The 20,544-nt window shown below is 56.6% G+C and carries 20 protein-coding genes and 1 pseudogene; 20 read left to right on the top strand and 1 reads right to left on the bottom strand.

What is annotated here, in order from left to right; genetic code table 11:
• Positions 1-30: 30 nt before the first annotated feature.
• The 7 genes from ACIQ0Q_RS04250 (at position 31) to recO (ending at position 6,880) form a co-directional block, all read left to right on the top strand.
• Complete coding sequence (locus ACIQ0Q_RS04250; RefSeq protein ID WP_395771708.1) at positions 31-1,509, top strand: DegQ family serine endoprotease; 1,479 nt, start codon at positions 31-33, stop codon at positions 1,507-1,509.
• Positions 1,510-1,593: 84 nt separating this feature from the next.
• Positions 1,594-3,387 (top strand): translation elongation factor 4, encoded by a 1,794-nt coding sequence (lepA, locus tag ACIQ0Q_RS04245; protein WP_395771707.1) that lies wholly within the window; start codon positions 1,594-1,596, stop codon positions 3,385-3,387.
• 15 nt (positions 3,388-3,402) lie between these two features.
• On the top strand, positions 3,403-4,218 hold the full coding sequence (gene lepB, locus ACIQ0Q_RS04240) for a signal peptidase I (protein WP_395771725.1): 816 nt from the start codon (positions 3,403-3,405) through the stop codon (positions 4,216-4,218).
• A gap of 11 nt (positions 4,219-4,229) precedes the next feature.
• A complete protein-coding gene (locus tag ACIQ0Q_RS04235) occupies positions 4,230-4,613 on the top strand; it encodes a DUF4845 domain-containing protein (RefSeq protein WP_395771706.1) in 384 nt (127 codons plus the stop codon).
• Between the two features lie 4 nt (positions 4,614-4,617).
• Positions 4,618-5,265 (top strand): ribonuclease III, encoded by a 648-nt coding sequence (gene rnc / locus ACIQ0Q_RS04230; RefSeq protein ID WP_395771705.1) that lies wholly within the window; start codon positions 4,618-4,620, stop codon positions 5,263-5,265.
• On the top strand, positions 5,262-6,167 hold the full coding sequence (gene era / locus ACIQ0Q_RS04225) for a GTPase Era (protein WP_395771704.1): 906 nt from the start codon (positions 5,262-5,264) through the stop codon (positions 6,165-6,167). The genes rnc and era overlap by 4 nt, the downstream gene beginning before the upstream one ends.
• Positions 6,167-6,880, top strand: a complete 714-nt coding sequence (recO, locus tag ACIQ0Q_RS04220; RefSeq protein WP_395771703.1) for a DNA repair protein RecO — start codon at positions 6,167-6,169, stop codon at positions 6,878-6,880. The genes era and recO overlap by 1 nt, the downstream gene beginning before the upstream one ends.
• Here the strand turns inward: recO and ACIQ0Q_RS04215 are convergent.
• Positions 6,858-7,526 (bottom strand): response regulator, encoded by a 669-nt coding sequence (locus tag ACIQ0Q_RS04215; protein ID WP_395771702.1) that lies wholly within the window; start codon positions 7,524-7,526, stop codon positions 6,858-6,860. The genes recO and ACIQ0Q_RS04215 overlap by 23 nt on opposite strands.
• A 74-nt stretch (positions 7,527-7,600) precedes the next feature.
• On the opposite strand from ACIQ0Q_RS04215, the gene rlmD reads away from it, so the two are divergent.
• The 13 genes and pseudogenes from rlmD to ACIQ0Q_RS04150 form a co-directional block, all read left to right on the top strand.
• Positions 7,601-8,923 carry a 23S rRNA (uracil(1939)-C(5))-methyltransferase RlmD gene (gene rlmD, locus ACIQ0Q_RS04210; RefSeq protein ID WP_395771701.1) on the top strand — a complete coding sequence of 441 codons (1,323 nt, stop codon included), beginning with the start codon at positions 7,601-7,603 and terminating at the stop codon, positions 8,921-8,923.
• Positions 8,923-9,429 carry a CYTH domain-containing protein gene (locus ACIQ0Q_RS04205; protein WP_395771700.1) on the top strand — a complete coding sequence of 169 codons (507 nt, stop codon included), beginning with the start codon at positions 8,923-8,925 and terminating at the stop codon, positions 9,427-9,429. Before rlmD ends, ACIQ0Q_RS04205 begins: the two co-directional genes overlap by 1 nt.
• Positions 9,423-10,424 carry a beta-N-acetylhexosaminidase gene (gene nagZ, locus ACIQ0Q_RS04200; protein WP_395771699.1) on the top strand — a complete coding sequence of 334 codons (1,002 nt, stop codon included), beginning with the start codon at positions 9,423-9,425 and terminating at the stop codon, positions 10,422-10,424. Before ACIQ0Q_RS04205 ends, nagZ begins: the two co-directional genes overlap by 7 nt.
• Positions 10,424-10,963, top strand: a complete 540-nt coding sequence (locus ACIQ0Q_RS04195; RefSeq protein WP_395771724.1) for a hypoxanthine-guanine phosphoribosyltransferase — start codon at positions 10,424-10,426, stop codon at positions 10,961-10,963. Before nagZ ends, ACIQ0Q_RS04195 begins: the two co-directional genes overlap by 1 nt.
• Complete coding sequence (locus ACIQ0Q_RS04190) at positions 10,960-11,712, top strand: S-methyl-5'-thioinosine phosphorylase (protein WP_395771698.1); 753 nt, start codon at positions 10,960-10,962, stop codon at positions 11,710-11,712. Before ACIQ0Q_RS04195 ends, ACIQ0Q_RS04190 begins: the two co-directional genes overlap by 4 nt.
• Before the next feature lie 95 nt (positions 11,713-11,807).
• Positions 11,808-12,011 carry a cold-shock protein gene (locus ACIQ0Q_RS04185; RefSeq protein ID WP_297798745.1) on the top strand — a complete coding sequence of 68 codons (204 nt, stop codon included), beginning with the start codon at positions 11,808-11,810 and terminating at the stop codon, positions 12,009-12,011.
• Between the two features lie 30 nt (positions 12,012-12,041).
• A complete protein-coding gene (locus tag ACIQ0Q_RS04180; RefSeq protein ID WP_395771697.1) occupies positions 12,042-12,341 on the top strand; it encodes a YciI family protein in 300 nt (99 codons plus the stop codon).
• Positions 12,338-12,628 carry a BolA family protein gene (locus ACIQ0Q_RS04175; RefSeq protein WP_395771696.1) on the top strand — a complete coding sequence of 97 codons (291 nt, stop codon included), beginning with the start codon at positions 12,338-12,340 and terminating at the stop codon, positions 12,626-12,628. The genes ACIQ0Q_RS04180 and ACIQ0Q_RS04175 overlap by 4 nt, the downstream gene beginning before the upstream one ends.
• Before the next feature lie 176 nt (positions 12,629-12,804).
• Positions 12,805-16,308 carry a chromosome segregation protein SMC gene (gene smc, locus ACIQ0Q_RS04170; protein WP_395771695.1) on the top strand — a complete coding sequence of 1,168 codons (3,504 nt, stop codon included), beginning with the start codon at positions 12,805-12,807 and terminating at the stop codon, positions 16,306-16,308.
• Between the two features lie 11 nt (positions 16,309-16,319).
• Entirely contained in the window at positions 16,320-17,057 is a 738-nt protein-coding gene (zipA, locus tag ACIQ0Q_RS04165) for a cell division protein ZipA (RefSeq protein WP_395771694.1), read from the top strand.
• A gap of 22 nt (positions 17,058-17,079) precedes the next feature.
• A complete protein-coding gene (gene ligA, locus ACIQ0Q_RS04160) occupies positions 17,080-19,137 on the top strand; it encodes an NAD-dependent DNA ligase LigA (RefSeq protein WP_395771693.1) in 2,058 nt (685 codons plus the stop codon).
• On the top strand, positions 19,130-20,101 hold the full coding sequence (gene epmA / locus ACIQ0Q_RS04155; RefSeq protein ID WP_395771692.1) for an EF-P lysine aminoacylase EpmA: 972 nt from the start codon (positions 19,130-19,132) through the stop codon (positions 20,099-20,101). The genes ligA and epmA overlap by 8 nt, the downstream gene beginning before the upstream one ends.
• A 131-nt stretch (positions 20,102-20,232) precedes the next feature.
• Positions 20,233-20,544, top strand: a pseudogene (locus ACIQ0Q_RS04150) (S-methyl-5-thioribose-1-phosphate isomerase); the annotation flags it as partial.

Raw genomic sequence — 20,544 nt, 5'->3', positions numbered from 1 at the left:
TCCGTTCCATCCTTCATTCTCGAGGTAGCCATGAAAGCAATCGCCCCCGTTTCCCGTTTTCTACTGGGTTTTTTCAGTTGTGCCGTGTTGGTGGCCTGTTGGCAGCAGGCACAGCAGCCGGTGCAGGCGCAAAGTCCTTCAGCAGCTAACACCGCTCCTGTGGTGGCGCTTCCGGATTTTAGCGCGCTGGTCGAACGTACGACGCCGGCTGTGGTCAGTATTGAAGCCAGCAGCGGCCGCGCGGGCCAGGAGTCACGTGGCTCCAGCTCCGAAGAAGAACAGATGCAGGAATTCTTTCGTCGCTTTTTCGGGCAGCCGATGCCGGGTCAGCCAGGTCCGCAGGGGCCGCGTGGCGGAACATCCTTCGGCTCGGGCTTCATCATTGCGAGCGACGGTTATGTGCTCACCAATCACCATGTCATCGAAGGTATGAACACGCTGGTGGTGCATCTGGCCGACCGCCGGCAGCTGCCTGCCGTACTGGTCGGTTCTGATCCATCGACCGATGTCGCCGTTCTCAAAATTGAGGCCAAAGGGCTGCCTTCGCTCGCCATCGGCGATTCCGACCTGATCAAGCCTGGACAGTGGGTGGTTGCCATCGGCTCACCCTTCGGTTTCGATTATTCGGTGACTGCCGGAATCGTCAGTGCGCTCGGTCGCCCGAGTATCGACGGCAGTCAGCGTTATGTCCCCTTTATTCAGACCGATGTCGCCATCAACAGGGGTAATTCCGGTGGCCCGTTGCTCAATACGCGTGGCCAGGTGGTTGGCATCAATTCGCAGATTTTCAGTAATTCCGGCGGCTACATGGGCGTCAGTTTTGCGATTCCGATTCGTACTGCCATGAATTCCGTCGAGCAAATTAAGGCGACCGGCAGTGTGCGTCGTGGCCAACTCGGGGTCCAGATCCGTGACGTCCAGTCGGAGGAATTGTCCGATCTCGGCCTGAAAGCCGCAGAGGGGGCTTTCGTGTCAAGCGTGCAGAATGGCAGTGCTGCGGCCAAGGCCGGTATCCAGCCGGGTGATGTGATTACCGGCTTCAACGGTGCATCCATCATCAAATCGTCTGATTTGCCGCCGCGAGTCGGTGCATTGCAGCCTGGGGTGAAGTCGAAGGTAACCCTCCTGCGCAATGGCCGTCAACAGGAAATTCCGGTGGTGCTTTCGGTACTTGATGAATCGGCTGGCAACGCCCGGAACCCTATGGCTCCGAGTATGGTGCCTTCAAATCCGTCCAAACTCGGGTTTAGTGTCGAGGAGGTCAGCCCGGCAACACGAAGCCGTCTCGGCCTACCCGCTGGTGGCGTTCAGATCGCCAGGATCACCCAGCCCATGCTGGCCCAGATCGGCATTGCCAAGGGCGATGTCGTGCTTGAGGTCGGTCGGACACCGGTCGCTACCGTAGCAGCCTTTGAAAAGGCGGTTTCGGCCTATAAATCCGGTGATCGTGTCCGGGTGCTCGTCCGCAATGCGGAAAGCACTGCCATCCACCAAATCGGAGTACCGTAAGAAATTGATTCTGGGGCGGAAAGCCGCCTCAGAAGCGGTGGCTTATGCGATAATATCGGGCTAAGTTTTCCAAAAAGCGACCCCATGCAGCATATCCGTAATTTCTCCATCATCGCGCACGTGGATCATGGCAAATCGACCTTGGCCGACCGCATTATCCAGCTCTGTGGCGGCCTCGAAGCGCGCGAGATGGAAGCCCAGGTGCTCGACTCAAATCCGATTGAGCGTGAACGGGGTATCACCATTAAGGCGCAGTCGGTATCCTTGCCATACACCGCCGATGACGGCGTGACCTACCAGCTGAATTTCATCGACACCCCCGGTCATGTCGACTTCAGCTACGAAGTTTCGCGCTCGCTGGCGGCCTGCGAAGGTGCATTGCTGGTGGTGGATGCCGCTCAGGGCGTGGAAGCGCAATCGGTTGCGAACTGTTATACCGCCGTCGAGCAGGGCTTGGAAGTCGTACCGGTACTCAACAAGATCGACCTACCCACTGCCGATGTCGACCGGGTCAAGGCCGAAATCGAGGCCGTCATTGGCATCGATGCCGAGGAGGCGGTCGCCATTTCCGCCAAGACCGGACTGAACGTGCGTGCCGTGCTCGAAGCTATCGTTGCCCGCATTCCGCCGCCGAAATCGGTCGATACCGGCCATCTTCAGGCGCTGATCATCGATTCCTGGTTCGATAACTACCTCGGTGTGGTCTCTTTGGTGCGGGTGGTCCAGGGCGAAATCAAACCGGGCGATAAAATCCTGGTGATGTCGACCGGACGCGTGCATCAGGTCGACGAGGTCGGTGTTTTCACGCCTAAGCGCAAAGTGCTCGGTAAGCTCTCGGCCGGTGAAGTGGGCTGGATGAATGCGTCGATCAAGGACGTGCACGGTGCACCGGTCGGCGATACCCTGACGTTAGCGGGAAATCCGGCAATAGAGCCGCTGCCGGGCTTCCAGACCATGCAGTCGCGTGTGTTCGCTGGCCTGTTTCCGGTTGATGCCGAGGATTACCCGGCCCTGCGCGAGGCGCTCGACAAACTCAAACTCAACGATGCCGCGCTGAATTTCGAGCCGGAGAGTTCGGAGGCGATGGGATTCGGCTTCCGCTGCGGTTTCCTCGGCATGCTGCATATGGAAATCGTGCAGGAACGTCTGGAGCGCGAATACGACCTCAATCTGATTTCGACTGCGCCGACTGTGGTTTACGAAGTCTTGCTGACTGACGGCACCATCCTACCGCTCGACAATCCGGCCAAGCTGCCGCCGGTGAACAAAATCGAGGAAATCCGCGAGCCGGTCATCCTTGCCACCATCCTGACGCCGCCCGATTACGTCGGCAACGTGATCACGCTGTGCGAAGAAAAGCGCGGGTCCCAGCAGGGCATGAATTACATGGGCAGTCAGGTCCAGATTACCTATGAACTGCCGATGGCAGAGGTGGTGACTGATTTCTTCGACCGTCTGAAGTCGGTATCACGCGGCTACGCTTCGCTTGACTACCATTTTCTACGTTTCGACGCCGGCCCGTTCGTCCGCGTTGACGTGCTGATCAATGGTGATCGTGTCGATGCCATGTCGATGATTCTGCATCGTGCCCATGCCGAGCGCCGTGGCCGAGATCTGTGCGAGAAGATGCGCGAACTGATTCCGCGTCAGATGTTCGATGTCGCCATCCAGGCTGCGGTCGGATCACAGATCATTTCGCGTTCGACGGTCAAAGCCATGCGTAAGAATGTGCTTGCGAAGTGCTATGGCGGCGACGCCACCCGCAAGAAAAAACTGCTTGAGAAACAGAAGGAAGGTAAGAAGCGGATGAAACAGTTCGGCAGAGTCGAAATTCCGCAAGAAGCGTTCATGGCCGTACTGTCGGTCGACAACAAATAAGGATTGCCCGTGAAAATCGATTTCGCTCTGATACTCAGCGTTCTGGCCCTGTTTACCGGCCTGGTCTGGCTCGCCGACAGATACGTATTCGAAAAGCGTCGTCTGGCCGCCGATGCTAATGCCGCCGATCCGGTTCTGGTCGAATACGCCAAATCCCTGTTTCCGGTCATTTTTCTGGTGCTGGCACTGCGCTCCTTTCTAGCCGAGCCATTCCGTATCCCATCGGGCTCGATGATGCCCAATCTTCTCATCGGCGATTTCATTCTGGTCAATAAATTCAGTTATGGCATCCGTCTTCCGGTCATCAACAAAAAAATTCTCGAAGTCGGTGCTCCGGCGCGCGGCGATGTGTTCGTGTTCCGCTATCCGGGCTCGAAGGAACTGGGCAAGAATGATCCGGCCGCTGGCACCGATTACATCAAACGCGTCATCGGCTTGCCGGGTGACACCATCAGCGTCGAGGAAAATCGTGTGTCGGTGAATGGTATTCCGTTCCTCTATGCCGTGTCCGGCATTTACATCGGCCAGGGCGTATCCAGCGAAATGACCGGCTCCCGTGTCTACAGCGAGAGTCTTCCCGGGAAATCCCATGCCATGCTGGAAATGGATGGCGTTCCGCTCGGTTACCGAAACAATGGTACCTGGGTCGTTCCCCAGGGCCACTACTTCGCAATGGGCGACAACCGCGATCGAAGTGCCGACAGCCGAGAATGGGGTTTCGTACCGGAACAGAACGTAGTTGGAAAGGCAATGGTAATATGGTTAAACTGCTCTGGTTGGTTCTGCACTGACAGTTTTGAGCCTTCACGTATCGGCACCAAAATCGACTAAGGGGGATCATCATGAAGCGCAATCAGAAAGGTATTACCCTGCTCAGCTTCCTGTTCGTTCTGGCGCTGGCTGGATTCTTCGGATTCCTGCTCATGCGTCTTTTTCCGGTTTATTCCGAGTATTTCAGTGCCGTCAATGACATCAAGGCGGTAACCCGGGCCGCCGGTGCCGAAAAGCAGACGCTGCCCCAACTCAAAGACAGCCTTTACCGCCGCTTCCAGATCAGTTACGTCGATAGCGTCAATTTGGATAATCACATCAAACTGCGTACCGAGAAGGATGCCAATGTGCTGGACCTTCATTACGAAGTCCGCAAGCCGCTGATGTACAACCTCGACTTCGTTGCCAAGTTCGAGCGCAGCTTTCCCGTGACTGGCCGGACCGAAGCGGAGTGAAGCGTTGCTAACAGGGTTCCGCGATCCGGAACTGCTGCGTCAGGCGCTGCGCCACCGCAGTGCCGGCAAGCCGAACAATGAGCGCCTTGAATTTCTGGGCGACGCCATACTCGGCCTGCTCGTGTCCGATGCCTTGTACCGGAAATTCCCCAAGGCCAGTGAGGGCGAACTGACCCAGGCCCGATCGCACCTGGTCCGCGAACCGACCTTGGCCGAAATTGCCCGCGAACTGGACCTGGGTTCGCAAATCGAGCTCGGCCCGGGCGAACTGAAATCGGGAGGGCATCGTCGTGATTCCATTCTTGCCGATGCCGTTGAGGCAGTTATAGCTGCGGTTTACCTCGATGCCGGTTTTGTTGCTGCGCAAGCGCTGGTGGACGACTGGTTCGGTAAACGTCTGCAGTTATCGCTTGAGAAATCACCCGGAAAGGACCCGAAGACTAAACTGCAGGAGTGGCTGCAGTCCAAGCAGCATGCCTTGCCAGTGTATCGGCTGCTACAGGCCGGTGGCAGTGATCATGCCCGCAATTTTGATATTGAATGCATCCTTGAAGGCCTCGCCATCATCACGGCCGGAAGCGGAACCTCGGTGAAGTCGGCTGAAGCCGATGCCGCCCGCAAAGCGCTCATACTTTTAGGCCTGAACAAATGACCGATTCACAAATCCATGACTACCGCGCCGGCTTCGTCGCAGTCATTGGCCGTCCGAATGTCGGTAAATCGACTCTGGTCAATGCACTGGTCGGCAGCAAAATCAGCATCGTTTCTTCACGGCCTCAGACCACGCGGCATCGCATGTTGGGTATCGCCAGTTTCCCGGATGGTCAACTCGTACTGGTCGATACACCGGGTATCCATGCTAAGCAGTCGCGTGCCATGAACCGACATATGAACCGGGCGGCGCGCGGCGCGGTCAGTGATGTGCATGCTTCCATTCTAGTTATCGAGGCCGGACGCTGGCACAGCGATGATGCGCTAGCCTACCAAGCCCTGAAGGACTCGGATGTGCCGGTGCTGCTGGTCATCAATAAAATCGACAAGCTCAAGGACAAAGATGCGCTTCTGCCGTTTATCAAGCAAGTGACTGAAAACCGGGAGTTCGCCTCGGTTCACCTCATTTCGGCACTCAAAAGCAAAGGGACAGCCGATTTGGTCCGAAGCCTGCTTCAGTTGATGCCTGAATCCGAGCCGCTTTACGGCGAGGATGAAATCACGGACAAAAGCCAACGGTTCCTGGCCGGCGAACTGGTGCGCGAACAACTAATGCAGCGGCTCGGTGACGAGCTCCCGTATTCGGCAACGGTAGAAATCGAGAAGTTCGAGGAAAACGGGGGCTTGCTGCGAATCGGTGCGGTCATCTGGCTAGAGAGGGAAGGGCAGAAGGCCATCGTCATCGGCAAGGGTGGTCAGCAGCTGAAGGCTATCAGTACATCGGCCCGCCTGGGCATGGAGAAACTTTTCGGATCCAAGGTATTTCTGGAAACCTGGTGCCGTGTCCGAGATGGCTGGTCCGATGACGAGGCTGCGCTGCGTCGGTTCGGCTATAACGACTGATGCGCATCGAATGGCAGCCTGCGCTCGTCCTGCATAAACGGGCGTATCGCGAGACCAGTCTGCAGCTGGAATTGCTGACCCGAGATTATGGCATCGTCGGTTTGATTGCCAAAGGCGTGACCGGTGCCAAGAACCACGTGCTACGTGCGCAACTTCAGCCGATGCAGCACATCAAGATCAGTTTTCTTCTCAAAGCTGAGCTCGGCACGCTGACTCAGTCTGAACCTTTGCCGCCGGTGCTTGCCATTACTGGCGAGCGCCTGATGGCTGGACTGTATCTCAACGAATTGGTGCTGAAGCTGTGTCCGCGGCAGGATGCCGATAACGAGCTTTACCAGAGGCTATTGGCCGCGCGCACCGAGCTGGCCGGTGATATGCCGCTTGCTTGGCTGGTTCGCCGCTTCGAGCGCGATTTGATCCAGCAACGGGGTTACATGACCCCTTGGTCGAGCACTGCCAATGGCAGTGAGATCGAGCCGGACCGTCATTACCGAGCGCATCCCGAACTCGGGCTGATGCCGGCCAAGTCCGATGAACCGGGAGTCTTGTCGGGTGCCGACCTCCTCGCTTTCAATGCCGACAAAATGCCAACACCGCCGGCCTTGGGCCTGCTGAGGCAGCTACTGCACGGCGTCATCGCCCTGCACCTGGGGAAATCCCTGCCGCGTTCCTGGCAGATGATTGGCGAACTCAGTCGTCCGATGCGCGGATGACTGTCAGGGTGTCCGCTGCACTGTTCTGGAAAGCCGCAAACGTTTCCAGGCAGGGCGTCTGATCAAGACGCTGACAGGCCGCCAATAAGTGCTCAACCCCCAGAAAACCGCAACTGGCCTTGAGTTTATGCAGGGTATCGTGCATGGCGGTCAGGTTTCCTGAAATGAACGCCGCTTGGATCTCGAGCGTGGCGACAGGAAGTTCCCTGATAAACATTGCACGCATGCTGCGAAGTGCTGCGCTACTTCCGCCGAGAGCTTTCAGCGCTTTCGACTGGTTCCAGAGTTCCGGAACGGTGCCGCAGAGTCGATGAATGGAGGCATGTAGCTCGACTAAGGGCATCGGCTTGGAAAGAGCATTGTGAATGCCGATTGCAGCCAGACGTTCTCGGGTCGCCGGTGTGAGTTCGGCGCTGATCGCCAGAATCGGAATGCCGGATGGAAATTCTGCGGCGCGCATCAGCAATGCCCCATCGGGAAGATTGACGTCGGAAATAATCAGGTTCGGTAGGGATTTCGCTATTGCTGCAAGGCCCGCGGCGAAGTCCGCACACGGGGTTAAACCGAAATCCAGCATCCGGATGGCCTCGGTGAGATAGCTACGGCTGATTTCGTCGTCTTCGATCAGGAGAATGGAGGGTTTCATTGGTGGTTTTGCGTCAGATTATGCCAAAGCAAGCGGATATCTGCGAAAATAGGGCTTTATCATGGAAGTCCATTGTGACACGAAGCGGACCCAGACTGAAACGCGAGTTCGAGATCGACATCGACAACCTCAGCCATGAGGGACGCGGCGTAGGCCGTCTAGACGGCAAGACCGTTTTCGTCGCAGGCGCACTGGTTGGTGAGCGTGTTAGGGTCCAACAAACCGCGCGCAACCGCCATTTTGACGAAGCCAAGACACTGGAAGTGCTGGCCGCTTCGCCGGATCGTGTCGAGCCGTCATGTCCGCATTTTGGGGTGTGCTCGGGTTGTGTACTGCAGCATCTGGCTAGCCATCGCCAGATCGAGGCCAAGCAGCGTACATTGACGGACAATCTGCTCCGGATTGGCCATGTCGCCCCGGAAACCCTGCTGCCGGCATTGAGCGTCGATGCCTGGGGGTACCGCCGCAAAGGCCGCTTCTCTGTGAGGTATGTCGAGAAAAAGGGCGGGGTACTGGTCGGGTTCCGAGAGACCGATCCGCGCTTCGTGGCGCAGCTCCATGAATGCCATACCGTGGTGCCGGCCGTGTCGGCGTTGATTTTGCCGCTGACTGAACTGATCGGCGGCATGCAGGCCAAGCGTGAAATCGCACAGGTCGAATTCATCAAGGGCGATGGTCCGGTGGCACTGGTGTTCCGCAATCTTGTGACGCTCTGTGCCGAGGATATGTCGCGCCTGGCGGCATTCGGCGATGCCCGCTATGCGCAGATTTTTTTGCAGCCCGGCGGCGTGCAGTCGGTATTTCCGATACGCGAGGACTATCCGGCACTTGGTTTCGATCTGGCCAAATATGGCATCCGTTTCGAGTTCAAGCCACTAGATTTCATCCAGGTCAATGCTTCACTCAATGCCGCCATGATCGATCGGGCCATTGCTTTGCTGCAGCCGAGCTCCGAGGATGTCGTGCTCGACCTGTTCTGCGGTCTCGGCAATTTCACCCTGCCACTGGCCAAATCGGCAGGCGAGGTCATCGGTGTTGAAGGGGATCATGGATTGGTCGCGCGGGCCCAGGAAAATGCCCGCAAAAATGGCATTGGTAATGCCCAATTCTTCGCCGCTGACCTGACGCAGGACATTTCATCGCAGCTCTGGAAAACCCAGCGTTTTACCAAGCTGTTGTTGGATCCGCCGCGAACCGGTGCCATCGAGGTCCTCCAGCAGATGAATCTGGATGGCATCCACCGCATCGTTTACGTATCCTGTCACCCGGCCTCGCTGGCGCGTGATGCCGCCTATCTTGTTCAGGAGCGCGGCTATCGGCTGGTTCAGGTCGGCGCCATGGACATGTTTCCGCAGACCGCGCACGTCGAAGCTATCGCCGTGTTCGAGGCTGTCTGATGGCCATCGAAATCGAACGCAAATTTCGCATCATCGGCGATACCTGGCGGGAGCGTGTACATGACCGGCAGCGCATCGCGCAGGCCTATCTGAACGACAGTGAGGCGCTCTCGGCAGGGCGTGAGCACTGCTCGGTCCGTATACGGATCGCTGACGAATCCGCCACCATCAACATCAAATCCCGGGAGGCCGGTATCCGCCGTCTCGAGTTCGAGTATCCGGTTCCTTTGGCCGATGCCGAAAGCCTGATGGCACTCGCCTGCGAGGGCCGTATCGAGAAGGTTCGTCATTTGGTTCGGGTCGGCAAGCATCTTTGGGAAATTGATGAATTCACTGGTGAAAACGCCGGTCTGCTGGTTGCCGAGATCGAACTTCAGCATGAAAACGAATTCTTCGAGCGGCCCGATTGGCTGGGAGTCGAAGTCACCCACATTCTTCGGTACTACAATATGGCGTTGGCTACCAAATCCTTTCTGCATTGGACCACTGAGGAAAAATCATGCTGATCATCGGAATTGAAGGGCACGCATTGACCGTTGCCGAGCAGGATTATCTTCAGCATCCGGCTGTGGCGGGTGTGATTCTGTTTGCACGGAATTTCGCCTCAAGACAGCAGCTTTCCGAGCTTTGTGCAGAAATTCGGACCATGGCGCCGCGTCGGCAGCTGATCTGCGTCGATCAGGAAGGCGGCCGGGTGCAGAGATTCCGTGAGGGTTTCGCAAAACTCCCCTGCCTTGAACGCTTCGGAGAGCTTGCCCGGACCGATGCCGTCTCGGCACATGCGCTGGCCCGTGAACATGCTTACCTGATGGCCTCGGAAATCATCGGAGTCGGTCTGGATCTAAGTTTCGCACCGGTTGCCGATCTCGGTCGTGGCAATCTTGCGATCGGTAACCGCGCGTTTGCCGCCGACCCGAAGAGTGTGTCTGCCTTCATCGAAAGCTATGTGGCGGGCATGCATGATGCAGGCATGGCCGCAACCTTGAAACATTTTCCAGGCCATGGCTCGGTGTTGGAAGACACCCATTTCGATCAAGCAGTGGATCCGCGTCCGTTCCAGGAAATAGCGGCGGTCGATCTGCTGCCTTTCCATGCCGGCATCCGTGTCGGGGCCGATGCCGTGATGATGGCGCACGTTGTCTATCCGCAGGTTGCACCGGATCCGGCCGGTTATTCGTCCCATTGGATCGGCAAAGTGCTCAAAGCCCAGATGGGTTTCACGGGAGTGGTGTTCAGTGATGATATCGGTATGGCGGCCGCCGAGTCAGTCGGTGGTGTAGCGACTCGCATTAAACGGCATCTGTCAGCTGGTTGCGATGCGGTATTGGCCTGTCCCCCGGCCTGCGTTGCCGATGCCGTTGCCGCCATGCCTAACAAAACATACCCGCTGGAGCGACTGGAGCGACTGTATGCCGCTAAGCCTATAGCCTGGGATAAACTGGTGGACGATGACCGGTATCGGTCTGCGCTTAAGGCTGTGACTGATTTGGAGCAGGTGTGATGCGACACGATATACTGGAAGTGCTGGCGCGCTCCGATTTTCTTTATGACCGGACTGAAATCGAATCGGCTATCGATGGCATGGCCAGTCGCATCCGGAAGGATTTGCATGGCCAGTTTCCTGTATTCCTGACCCTGATGAACGGCGGTCTCTTTTTCGCGGCGCGACTTGGTTTGGCTTTGAATATGGATGCCGAGTTCGATTATCTGCATGCCACGCGCTATCATGGTGAAACCACCGGTTCTGGTCTAGCCTGGCTGCATCGGCCGGCGGCTATTTTGGAAGGGCGTTCGGTTTTATTGGTCGATGATATCGTTGATGAGGGGCATACCCTCAAAGCGGTTCGGGACTGGTGCGAGGACCAAGGCGCGGCCTGCGTCAGAATAGCCGCCATGGCGGTCAAACAGCATGACCGATGCGTCCCCGGCCTGGAGGCCGACTATGCGGGCTTCACGGTACCGGACCGCTATGTCTTCGGCTATGGCATGGACATCCATGAGCATGGGCGCAATCTGCCCGGAATTTACGCACTGAAATGAGCCCGCATATCGATCTAGCCGTCATCGGCGGCACCGGTGTTTACCGTCTGCCCGGCCTGCAATGGCAGCATACCCATACCCTGCAAACACGTTTCGGCGAACCCTCTGGCCCGATCCGGATCGCACACATCGGATCCGCACAGGTAGCTTTTCTGGCCCGGCACGGAGAAGGGCATGGTTTGCCACCCCACCAGATTAACTACCGCGCCAACCTGCAGGCCCTGCATGATCTGGGCGCCCGTCGCGTGCTGGCCATCAACACCGTCGGCGGCATCGGTGCCGCTTACGGGCCAAGGGTCTTGGCGGTTCCGGATCAGATCATCGACTATACCTGGGGTCGCATCAGCACCCTCTGTGAGGAGCCCGGCAGTCCGGTTCTGCATGTCGATTTCGGCGATCCTTATACCGAGAGTCTGAGAGGGGCTCTCTTAACGGCCTCTGCCAAGGCAGGGGTGCCCGTTGTGGCCGGAGGCTGCTATGGCGCAACCCAGGGACCTCGCCTTGAAACCAAGGCGGAAATCGCGCGGTTGCGCAGGGACGGCTGTGATCTGGTCGGCATGACCGGAATGCCAGAGGCGGGTCTGGCGCGGGAGCTTGGTCTGAGCTATGCCAGTCTGTGCGTTGTAGCCAATTGGGCCGCCGGCTGCGATCCGAGCGATGCCGAAATCACCCTGGAAGAAGTTTTAGCCAATGTCGAGTCGGTCAGCGGGTCTCTCTTGCCGATTCTCGGGCGTCTGCTGGAACCCTAAAAAATACTTGGCAATTCAAAACGTTTTGTGCATACTTTGATTTACCAGCGGTTCATGTTGGTGAACGTTCAATCCAAAATTTAAGGTGTGACAGTATGAGTGTCGGTACGGTGAAGTGGTTCAATGATGCAAAAGGTTTCGGTTTCATCGCGCCCGAGGATGGTAGTGAAGATATCTTCGTGCATTTCTCGGCGATCAGCTCCGAAGGCTTCCGTTCCTTGAAAGAAGGCCAACGCGTCACCTTCGACGTGGTGCAGGGTCCAAAAGGAAAGCAGGCAGCCAACGTCGTCGGCGCCTGATTATTGGCGGCGTAAGCCGCCAATCTTTCCATGTGGTATCTCGTCATTGCCAAAGATCATCCGGGTACTTTGGCGCAGCGACTGGCCTCCCGGGCCGATCATCTTGCGCGCCTGCATGACCTGAACAATCAGGGTCGATTGAAGCTTGCAGGGCCGATGCCCGCCGTGGATACCATCGATCCGGGCGATGCTGGATTTACCGGCAGCGCTTTGGTGGTTGAATTTGATTCAATCGCGCAAGCCTGGGATTGGGTTCATGCCGACCCCTATTTTGCCACCGGCGTTTATGCCGATGCCGATATTTTCCCCTTCAAGCCGGTCCTGCCATGAGCGAAGACCGTATTTTGCGCATCCGACTGGCTTTGGAAGCTCTATCGCCAAGGGTTCTGGAAATCCGCGATGACAGCCACAAGCATGCTGGGCACGCCGGAGCCCGTGACGGGCGCGGCCATTTTTCAGTGCAGCTGGTTTCGGCCCGATTCGAGGGACTTCCGCCACTCAGAAGGCACCGATTGGTTTATGACGCTCTCGGGGCGCTGATGCAGACGGATATCCATGCCTTGGCCATCCAAGCCCGTACCCCTTCCGAAGCCTTGATTCCGCCTGAAAAACCGTAAAAATCGTATTTGCCTATCGCTCCGCAGGGTCACACGCGCTATACTGTGTTGAAATCCCGAGATAAGTCTATAAGTATATTTATATCAAATACTTATAAATATTTTCAGGGAAGGAATTACAGGCTGCCGCGCGGACTCGAGCCGCAGGTCAACGTCCCGTTAAATCAGAAGAATACATGCGCCTTTCCACCATCAAATTATCCGGTTTCAAATCCTTCGTCGATCCCACGGTGTTCCACCTGCCGACCAACATGACCGGCATCGTCGGCCCGAACGGCTGCGGCAAGTCCAACATCATCGATGCCATCCGCTGGGTGATGGGTGAAAGTTCGGCTTCCCGCCTCCGCGGCGATGCGCTTACTGATGTGATTTTTTCCGGCTCATCGACCCGCAAGCCGGTCAGCCAGGCCACGGTCGAACTGATCTTCGACAATAGCGAAGGCAAGATCGGCGGGGAATTCGCCCGATTCACCGAAATTTCGGTCAAGCGCTCGGTCAGCCGCGATGGTCAATCCAACTATTATCTCAATGGCTCGCGTTGCCGCCGCCGCGACATTACCGATTTGTTCCTCGGTACGGGCTTAGGACCGCGCAGCTATTCGATCATTGAACAAGGCATGATCGGCCAGATCATCGAAGCCAAGCCGGAAGAATTACGCGTGTATCTGGAAGAAGCCGCCGGCATTTCCAAGTACAAGGAGCGCCGCAAAGAAACTGAATCCCGGATTAAGAGTACCCGGGAGAATCTTGATCGTCTCAACGATCTGCGCGAGGAAATCGACAAGCAGCTTGAACATCTCAAGAAGCAGGCGAGGGCTGCTGAACAGTATCAGCAATTGCAGGCCGAGCGTGCCGAAAAAGATGCGCAGCTCAAGGCTATGGATTACCGGCAACTCGGCAAGGAGCTGTCCAAACATCAGGACGCCCTGCGTGATGGCGAAATCCAACTGCAGAAGCTGCTTGCCGAACAACGGCATGCCGAGGCGCAGATTGAGCGGTGCCGCAGTCAGCAGGTGGATGCATCGGATGCATTGGCCAAAGTCCAGGCCGAAGGCTACCGCGTCAGCGGGGAATTGGCCCGTATAGAGCAGCAGATCCAGCATCAACGCGAACTCAAACAGCGTCTGGAACAGGCAAGGGCGGAAGCCGATCAGGCCTTTGCCCAGATTGAACAGCACCTGCAAGATGACCAGGGTAAGGCGACATTGATCGAGTCAGAAATCGCGGAACATGCCCCGCGTCTGGTGACTTTGCAAGAAGAGCAGGCTGCCAAGCAATCCGCATTGCGAGTCGCTGAACAGAATCTCCTTGACTGGCAGCAAAAGTGGGACGCCTGTCTGAAGGAGCAGGCCGAAGCCAGTCGCTGGGCTGAGGTTGAGCGTACCAAAATTGAATATCTGGAAAAGCAGAATCTCGAGTTGGGCAGTCGTTCGGAAATTCTGCAGGCCGAGCGCGCCACCCTGAATCCCGATGCAATCAGCTCCGGATTGCAAGGCATGGCTGACGAGCATGGCAGCCTGCAGGCAAATCTGGATGCGATGGGACTGGATCTGGAAGCCTGCAAACGTGAGCAGCAGGAGTTAGCCGAGTCCCAGCGTGTCAAACAGGCGGAGCTGTCTGATGTGCGCAAGCAGTTCGAAACGGCGCGCGGCCGTCTAGCCTCGCTTGAGGCCCTGCAACACGCGGCATTGGGCCAGGAAGACAAGCAATCAAAAGCCTGGCTGGATGACCAAGGCCTGCTTCAGAACGCCCGCCTTGGCGAAATGCTTGAGGTTGAGCCGGGCTGGGAGTTGGCCGTTGAATCGGTTCTGGCCTCTTTACTGGAGTCCGTAGCGGTCGATGATGCAGGCCGCTATCTGGATAATCTGAGTGCAGTCAATCAGGGTCATCTGGCCTTGATCGATCAGCAAGTCAGTCATCGTGATTTTCCGATCGGCAGTCTGGCTGCCTGCATTAAAGGACCCGATGCCATTCGCATCCATCTCAGTCGCGTGCATACCGCAGCAGATCTTGATTCCGCCAAGGCCTTGCTGCCACGTTTGGCCGAGCATGAATCGGTAATCACCGCAACCGGTGAATGGTTATCAAAGGGGTTTGTTCGCATTCTCAGGTCAGGCCATGCCCAACAGGGAGCGTTGCAGCGAGAATCGGAAATCAAGCAGATGCGCAGTGAAATCCAGCATCTGTCCGACACTGAAAAACGTCTTTTGTCGGCACTTGCGGAAATCAAAGACAGTCTGCTCCTGGCTGAGCATGCGAGAGAAGAAGCTCAGCGCAGCCTCTATCTGGCACATCGAAGTGTTTCCGAACTTTCGGGCCAGATTCAGGGCGCGCAAAGCAAGCTTCAGTCGGCACAGGGCCGTATTGCTGCCATCGATGCGGAACTGCAGAAGTCCGCTGGCACTTTGGCTGAAGCGCAGCAGCAGGTCCGGGAGTCCCGTCAGAGGCTGCAGCAGGCCACCGAGGCCATGGCGGCGTTGGAAGACCATCGAAGCCAGCTCGATCATCAGCGCAGCGAATTGACACAGGTGCGTGACGATGCCCGGATCCAGCAACGAGAAAGTGCCGATGCTCTGCATCAATTGGAGCTGATGGTGCAATCGCACAAGACCGCAATCGGAGGTTTGAGTCAGTCAATCGAACGTCTTATCCAGCAGCGCCTGCAACTGGTTTCGAGAACACAGGAAATCGCCGAACAACTCAAGCATGGTGATAATCCGATCGAACAACTGACTGCCGAACGTCAGCGTGTACTCGACTTGCGAGTCATCTTCGATCGGGATCTTTCAGCCGCTCGATCGGTTCTAGACGGCGTGGAACAGGAGCTGCGTGGTTTCGAACAAAAACGCCAGGGTAGTGACAGCCAGGCGCTTGCCCAGCGTGAAAAAATCACCTCGGTCAAGCTTCTGGAGCAGGCCGTGCTTCTGCGTGCCGAGCAATTGCAGGCGGCAATCGAACAGATTGGCACCACTGTTGAAAGCGTGCTTGAGGGCCTCTCCGAGCAATTCGATTCTGACCAGTGGGCCAAGAGCCTGCTCGATATCGATAATAAAATGCGGCGGCTTGAGCCGGTCAATCTCGCCGCAATTCAGGAGTTTGGTGAGCAAAGCGAACGAAAAAACTATCTCGATGCACAGAATGCCGATCTCATGCAGGCGCTCGAAACTCTCGAAGAAGCCATTCGCAAAATCGACCGGGAAACACGTGGCCGCTTCAAAGAGACCTTTGATCGCGTCAATGCCGGTGTTCAGGACTTGTTCCCACGCCTATTCGGTGGCGGGCATGCCTATCTTGAATTAACCGGCGAGGATCTTCTTGATACCGGTGTTTCGATCATGGCGCGGCCACCCGGGAAACGTGTTTCAAACATCACACTTCTGTCCGGGGGTGAAAAAGCATTGACGGCGGTTTCATTGGTGTTTGCGATATTCAAACTCAATCCCTCACCGTTCTGCCTGCTCGATGAAGTTGATGCGCCTCTTGATGAGGCCAATGTCGGACGATTCAGTACGATGGTGACCGAAATGAGTGAATCGGTGCAGTTCCTGTTCGTGACCCATAACAAAGCTACTATGGAATCCGCCAAACAGTTGTCCGGCGTGACCATGCGCGAACCCGGTGTCAGCCGGATGGTTTCGGTTGACCTTGCAGAGGCAACCCGGCTGGCCGGGGTGGCCTGAAGGAGTTAGGTATGCTCTCGAATCTTAGTGATGCCACCATGCTCCGGATTATCATCAGCGCAGTATTCCTTGGCATCATTATCTATATTCTGCTGAGTAGTCGAACTCGCTCGCGGTCGGCCTCCACTCCGGCTGTGCGAATCGATCCTGAAATACGGAGTGTACCGGAAGAGCATGCTGACAATGTTGTTGGTGTCATGCAGCCGGCAGATGAAACAGAATTTCGCGAACAGGCCAAACTACATTTCGAGACCGAACCGGTGGCCCGACCAAGCAGCCGAATAGGCATGCGTAGCACTGATGCCTACGAAAAGCTGGTGATGCTTTATCTCGCTGCGAAAAGCGGACAGAGCATTTCCGGCGCTGAACTGGTTCTGGCTACGGAAAAGGTCGGTCTCGTATATGGTCATAACAGTGTTTATCACCGTTTGGCGGAGGGTGTGCATGCCAATGAGCCGATATTCAGCATGGCCAATGTGATCCAGCCCGGTAATTTCAATCTCGATCATATTGACACGCTGCAAACTCCCGGCGTGAGTTTTTTCATGACATTGCCTGGTCCGGTTACCGCGATACAGGCTTGGGACAGCATGCTTCCGATTGCAGAGCGTATGGCTCAGCTTCTCGATGCAGTCCTACTTGACTCCGACCGCAACGCCTTGGGTCGACAGCGTATTCTGCACATCAAGGAAGAGCTGCGCGCATTCGACCGCGATAAAGAGCGTCAGATCATTAAGCCCGTACGCTGATATGGATCTTTTCCGGCAACGGATGCTGCAGCTGCAAACGCAGCTTGAAGAGGCCAATTACCGCTATTACGTCCTTGATGACCCGGTAATTCCTGATTCCGAATGGGATCGCTTGCTGCGCGAGCTTCAGGATCTCGAAGTCCATCATCCAGAGTTTGCCGATCCGAATTCTCCCACGCAGCGTGTCGGCAGTTGGCCCTCAGCGGGCTTTCGCGAAGTCGCGCACTCCATGCCGATGCTCTCTCTTGCCAATGCATTTAGCGATGATGAAATTGATGATTTCGTCAGTCGTATCACCAAGGAGACGGGTGATGCCAATCCGGAGTTCTCCGTCGAGCCGAAACTTGATGGCTTGGCCATCAGTCTGCGTTATGAGAATGGGTTATTCATTCGCGGATCCACTCGGGGAGATGGCAGTACCGGCGAAGACGTGACTGCTAACCTGCGAACGGTGAAATGCATTCCATTGAAACTGCGTGGCGATGCGCCGGCCGTCCTTGAAGTCCGCGGTGAAGTGTATATGCCGAAAGCCGATTTTTATTCCTACAACTCACGGGCATTGGCTGAGGGCGGAAAAACCTTGGCTAATCCGCGAAATGGAGCGGCCGGTTCGCTGCGCCAGCTTGACCCTCGCATTACAGCAACACGGCCGCTTGCTTTTTATGCTTACGCACTGGGAGAGGTCAGTGTTATTCCGGAGATGATCGTGACCCATTCCCAGTCATTGGCCTGGGTCAGGAACTTCGGAGTGCCAGTCTGTCCGGAGGTCGGAACTGCACGCGGCGCTGCAGAGATTCTGGCTTTCTATCGTCGGCTTGGCGAGCGCCGCGGTGCTTTGAGTTATGACATTGACGGTGCCGTCTATAAACTCAACCGATTCGACCAGCAGCGGGCCATGGGCTTCGTCTCACGGGCGCCGCGCTGGGCGATTGCGCATAAGTATCCGGCACAGGAACAACAGACTGTGATTGAAGCGATCGATGTCCAGGTCGGCCGAACCGGCGCGGTAACTCCGGTAGCGCGTCTGCTACCAGTTCAGGTCGCCGGCGTCGTCGTCACCAACGCGACCCTGCATAATGCCGATCAGATTGCACGTTTGGATGTCCGCATCGGGGACACGGTGATTGTCCGCCGTGCTGGCGATGTCATTCCTGAGGTCGTGCGTGTCGTTGAAGACCGCCGTCCGCCCAGAACAGTGCAATGGATCATGCCGATCAAGTGCCCCATATGCGGCTCGGCCGTAGAGCGCGAGGAAGGCGAAGTCGTTTCCCGTTGCACCGGCGGATTGTATTGTCCGGCCCAACGCAAGCAGGCTCTGGTCCATTTTTCCTCGCGACGGGCGATGAATATCGACGGTCTGGGTGAGCGTCTAATTGAAGACCTGGTTGATTTCGGCTATGTGAAGACCATCGCCGATCTATATGTTCTAAAGATTGATGACTTCCTAGCTATGAAGCGCCGTGCCGATGGACGCGACGGCAAGACTCCGGAATCGGTGAAGGCCGGAAAGATCGCCAGCAAATGGGCCGAGAACTTGGTTCAGGCGATTGACGCCAGCCGCGTCACGGTTTTGGAGCGTGTGCTTTTTGCTCTTGGTATCCGTGATGTCGGGGAGTCCACGGCAAAAACCCTGGCTCGACACTTCGGTGCGCTCGACCCTATTATGTCCGCCGATGCATCCGTGTTACGCGAGGTGTCTGATATCGGTCCGGTAGTTGCTGCACGTATCGCACATTTTTTCGCGCAGAAGCATAACCGAGAGGTCATTGAAGCCTTACGTGATAATGGGGTGCGCTGGCTCGAGGGTTCGCCACAGCGTGCCCAGCAGGGGCCTCTGGCTGGCAAAACCATAGTGTTGACCGGTGGTCTGGCGAGCATGTCACGCGATGAGGCCGGCATGAAACTCGAAGCGCTGGGCGCCAAGCTTTCGGGAAGCGTTTCCAAAAAAACCGGTATTGTCATCGCGGGGGATGCCGCCGGCAGCAAGTTGAGCAAGGCGCGTGAGTTAGGTCTGGAAGTCTGGGATGAGGCCCGTCTACTGGCTTACCTGGCAGACTATGTCGGTGATAGCGATGGCTGATTGGGACAGTTCCGCATCACACCACGATCTGCGTCAACGCGCCGCCGTTTACAGGCATATTCGTGAATTTTTTCATGCCCGAGGCGTCCTTGAGGTTGAAACTCCGGTGCTATCACAGGCGGGCAATACTGATCCCAATATTCGATCATTCCGTTTGAATTACAGCGGCCCTGCGACAGGAGGCCCTGGGAGTCGCTGGTTACGGACCTCGCCGGAGTTTCCCCTTAAGCGCTTGCTCGCGGGCGGTATCGGCGATTGCTATGAAATCGGGAAAGTATTCCGCGATGGAGAATTTGGCCGTCGGCATAACCCCGAGTTCAGCATGTTGGAATGGTATCGGGTCGGATGGGACCATGTTCGTCTGGCACAGGAGGCAGTGACGCTTCTGCTCGGCCTTTTTGCCAAGTCCGGCAAGACGTTGCAAACCCGGAATACGACCTATCGGGAACTGTTCAATGTGGCTATCGGTATCGACCCGTTTCTGGCCAGTAATGCAGAATTGATCGACGCGGTCGCATCTTGCGTTAACATCTCACAAAATGATCTGACGCGGGATGATCTGCTCGACTTGTTGCTGACGCACGTCATTGAGCCCACGTTTCCAGAACGTCAGCTGACCGTAGTCCATGACTTTCCTGCAACGCAATGTGCTTTGGCCAAACTGCGCCGGGATGATGTTCCGGTCGCTGAGCGGTTCGAAATCTACATCGGAAGTTCCGAGCTTGCCAATGGCTATCATGAATTGAACGACGCCGTCGAACAGCGACAACGCTTCCAGAATGATCTGTTACGCCGTGGTGTCGGCAGCGCTGAGACTCCGGACATGGATGACCGTCTATTGCATGCTTTGGCAAGTCTTCCCGACTGCGCCGGCATCGCCATGGGCTTGGACCGTCTGATGCTTTGCCTTCTTGGCAAGACCGAGATGTCGGAGGTTATGGCTTTCGATTTCAGCCGCGCTTGATCCGGCTACCTGCGGCATGAATCTTGCCCAGAAGCAGCATGACTTCAATCTTCCCGCTAGGACGGAGCATCGCTGTGGCCATGTCGACCTGCGGCATTATTGCTAAAATGACGGTTCAAAAGGAAGATACCATGAATTTCGAACAAGTCGACCGTGTACGGCCATTGGTCTGGCAGGGCAAGCATCTTTCCGTACTCGATCAGCGGGAGTTGCCCCATCGCCAGAACCATCTGCTCTGCCACACATCCTCCCAGGTCGCCGAGGCCATCCATGTACTGGCCGTCCGTGGTGCCCCCGCGATTGGCATCGCTGGCGCATTTGGCGTGGTTTTGGCAGCTCATGCGGTCCAAGCCGATACCGGTGCTGAAGCTCTGCAATGCATCGATTTGGAATTGAGCGCATTAGAGCAGGCACGTCCAACCGCTGTGAATCTTCGCTGGGCC

Origin of the sequence: Arenimonas sp. (genome assembly GCF_044348765.1) — a bacterium.
Lineage (GTDB): Bacteria > Pseudomonadota > Gammaproteobacteria > Xanthomonadales > Xanthomonadaceae > Arenimonas.
Note: the sequence above shows the minus strand (reverse complement) of the source record. Positions and strands in the feature narration are given on the sequence as shown.

Coding starts and splice junctions, on each gene's coding strand:
- ACIQ0Q_RS04195 (WP_395771724.1), top strand. CDS start 10,424: ATGCGACACGATATACTGGAAGTGCTGGCGCGCTCCGATTTTCTTTAT.
- ACIQ0Q_RS04190 (WP_395771698.1), top strand. CDS start 10,960: ATGAGCCCGCATATCGATCTAGCCGTCATCGGCGGCACCGGTGTTTAC.
- zipA (WP_395771694.1), top strand. CDS start 16,320: ATGCTCTCGAATCTTAGTGATGCCACCATGCTCCGGATTATCATCAGC.
- ligA (WP_395771693.1), top strand. CDS start 17,080: ATGCTGCAGCTGCAAACGCAGCTTGAAGAGGCCAATTACCGCTATTAC.
- ACIQ0Q_RS04215 (WP_395771702.1), bottom strand. CDS start 7,526: ATGAAACCCTCCATTCTCCTGATCGAAGACGACGAAATCAGCCGTAGC.
- smc (WP_395771695.1), top strand. CDS start 12,805: ATGCGCCTTTCCACCATCAAATTATCCGGTTTCAAATCCTTCGTCGAT.
- ACIQ0Q_RS04175 (WP_395771696.1), top strand. CDS start 12,338: ATGAGCGAAGACCGTATTTTGCGCATCCGACTGGCTTTGGAAGCTCTA.
- lepA (WP_395771707.1), top strand. CDS start 1,594: ATGCAGCATATCCGTAATTTCTCCATCATCGCGCACGTGGATCATGGC.
- nagZ (WP_395771699.1), top strand. CDS start 9,423: ATGCTGATCATCGGAATTGAAGGGCACGCATTGACCGTTGCCGAGCAG.
- era (WP_395771704.1), top strand. CDS start 5,262: ATGACCGATTCACAAATCCATGACTACCGCGCCGGCTTCGTCGCAGTC.
- ACIQ0Q_RS04250 (WP_395771708.1), top strand. CDS start 31: ATGAAAGCAATCGCCCCCGTTTCCCGTTTTCTACTGGGTTTTTTCAGT.
- ACIQ0Q_RS04235 (WP_395771706.1), top strand. CDS start 4,230: ATGAAGCGCAATCAGAAAGGTATTACCCTGCTCAGCTTCCTGTTCGTT.
- ACIQ0Q_RS04205 (WP_395771700.1), top strand. CDS start 8,923: ATGGCCATCGAAATCGAACGCAAATTTCGCATCATCGGCGATACCTGG.
- ACIQ0Q_RS04185 (WP_297798745.1), top strand. CDS start 11,808: ATGAGTGTCGGTACGGTGAAGTGGTTCAATGATGCAAAAGGTTTCGGT.
- epmA (WP_395771692.1), top strand. CDS start 19,130: ATGGCTGATTGGGACAGTTCCGCATCACACCACGATCTGCGTCAACGC.
- recO (WP_395771703.1), top strand. CDS start 6,167: ATGCGCATCGAATGGCAGCCTGCGCTCGTCCTGCATAAACGGGCGTAT.
- ACIQ0Q_RS04180 (WP_395771697.1), top strand. CDS start 12,042: ATGTGGTATCTCGTCATTGCCAAAGATCATCCGGGTACTTTGGCGCAG.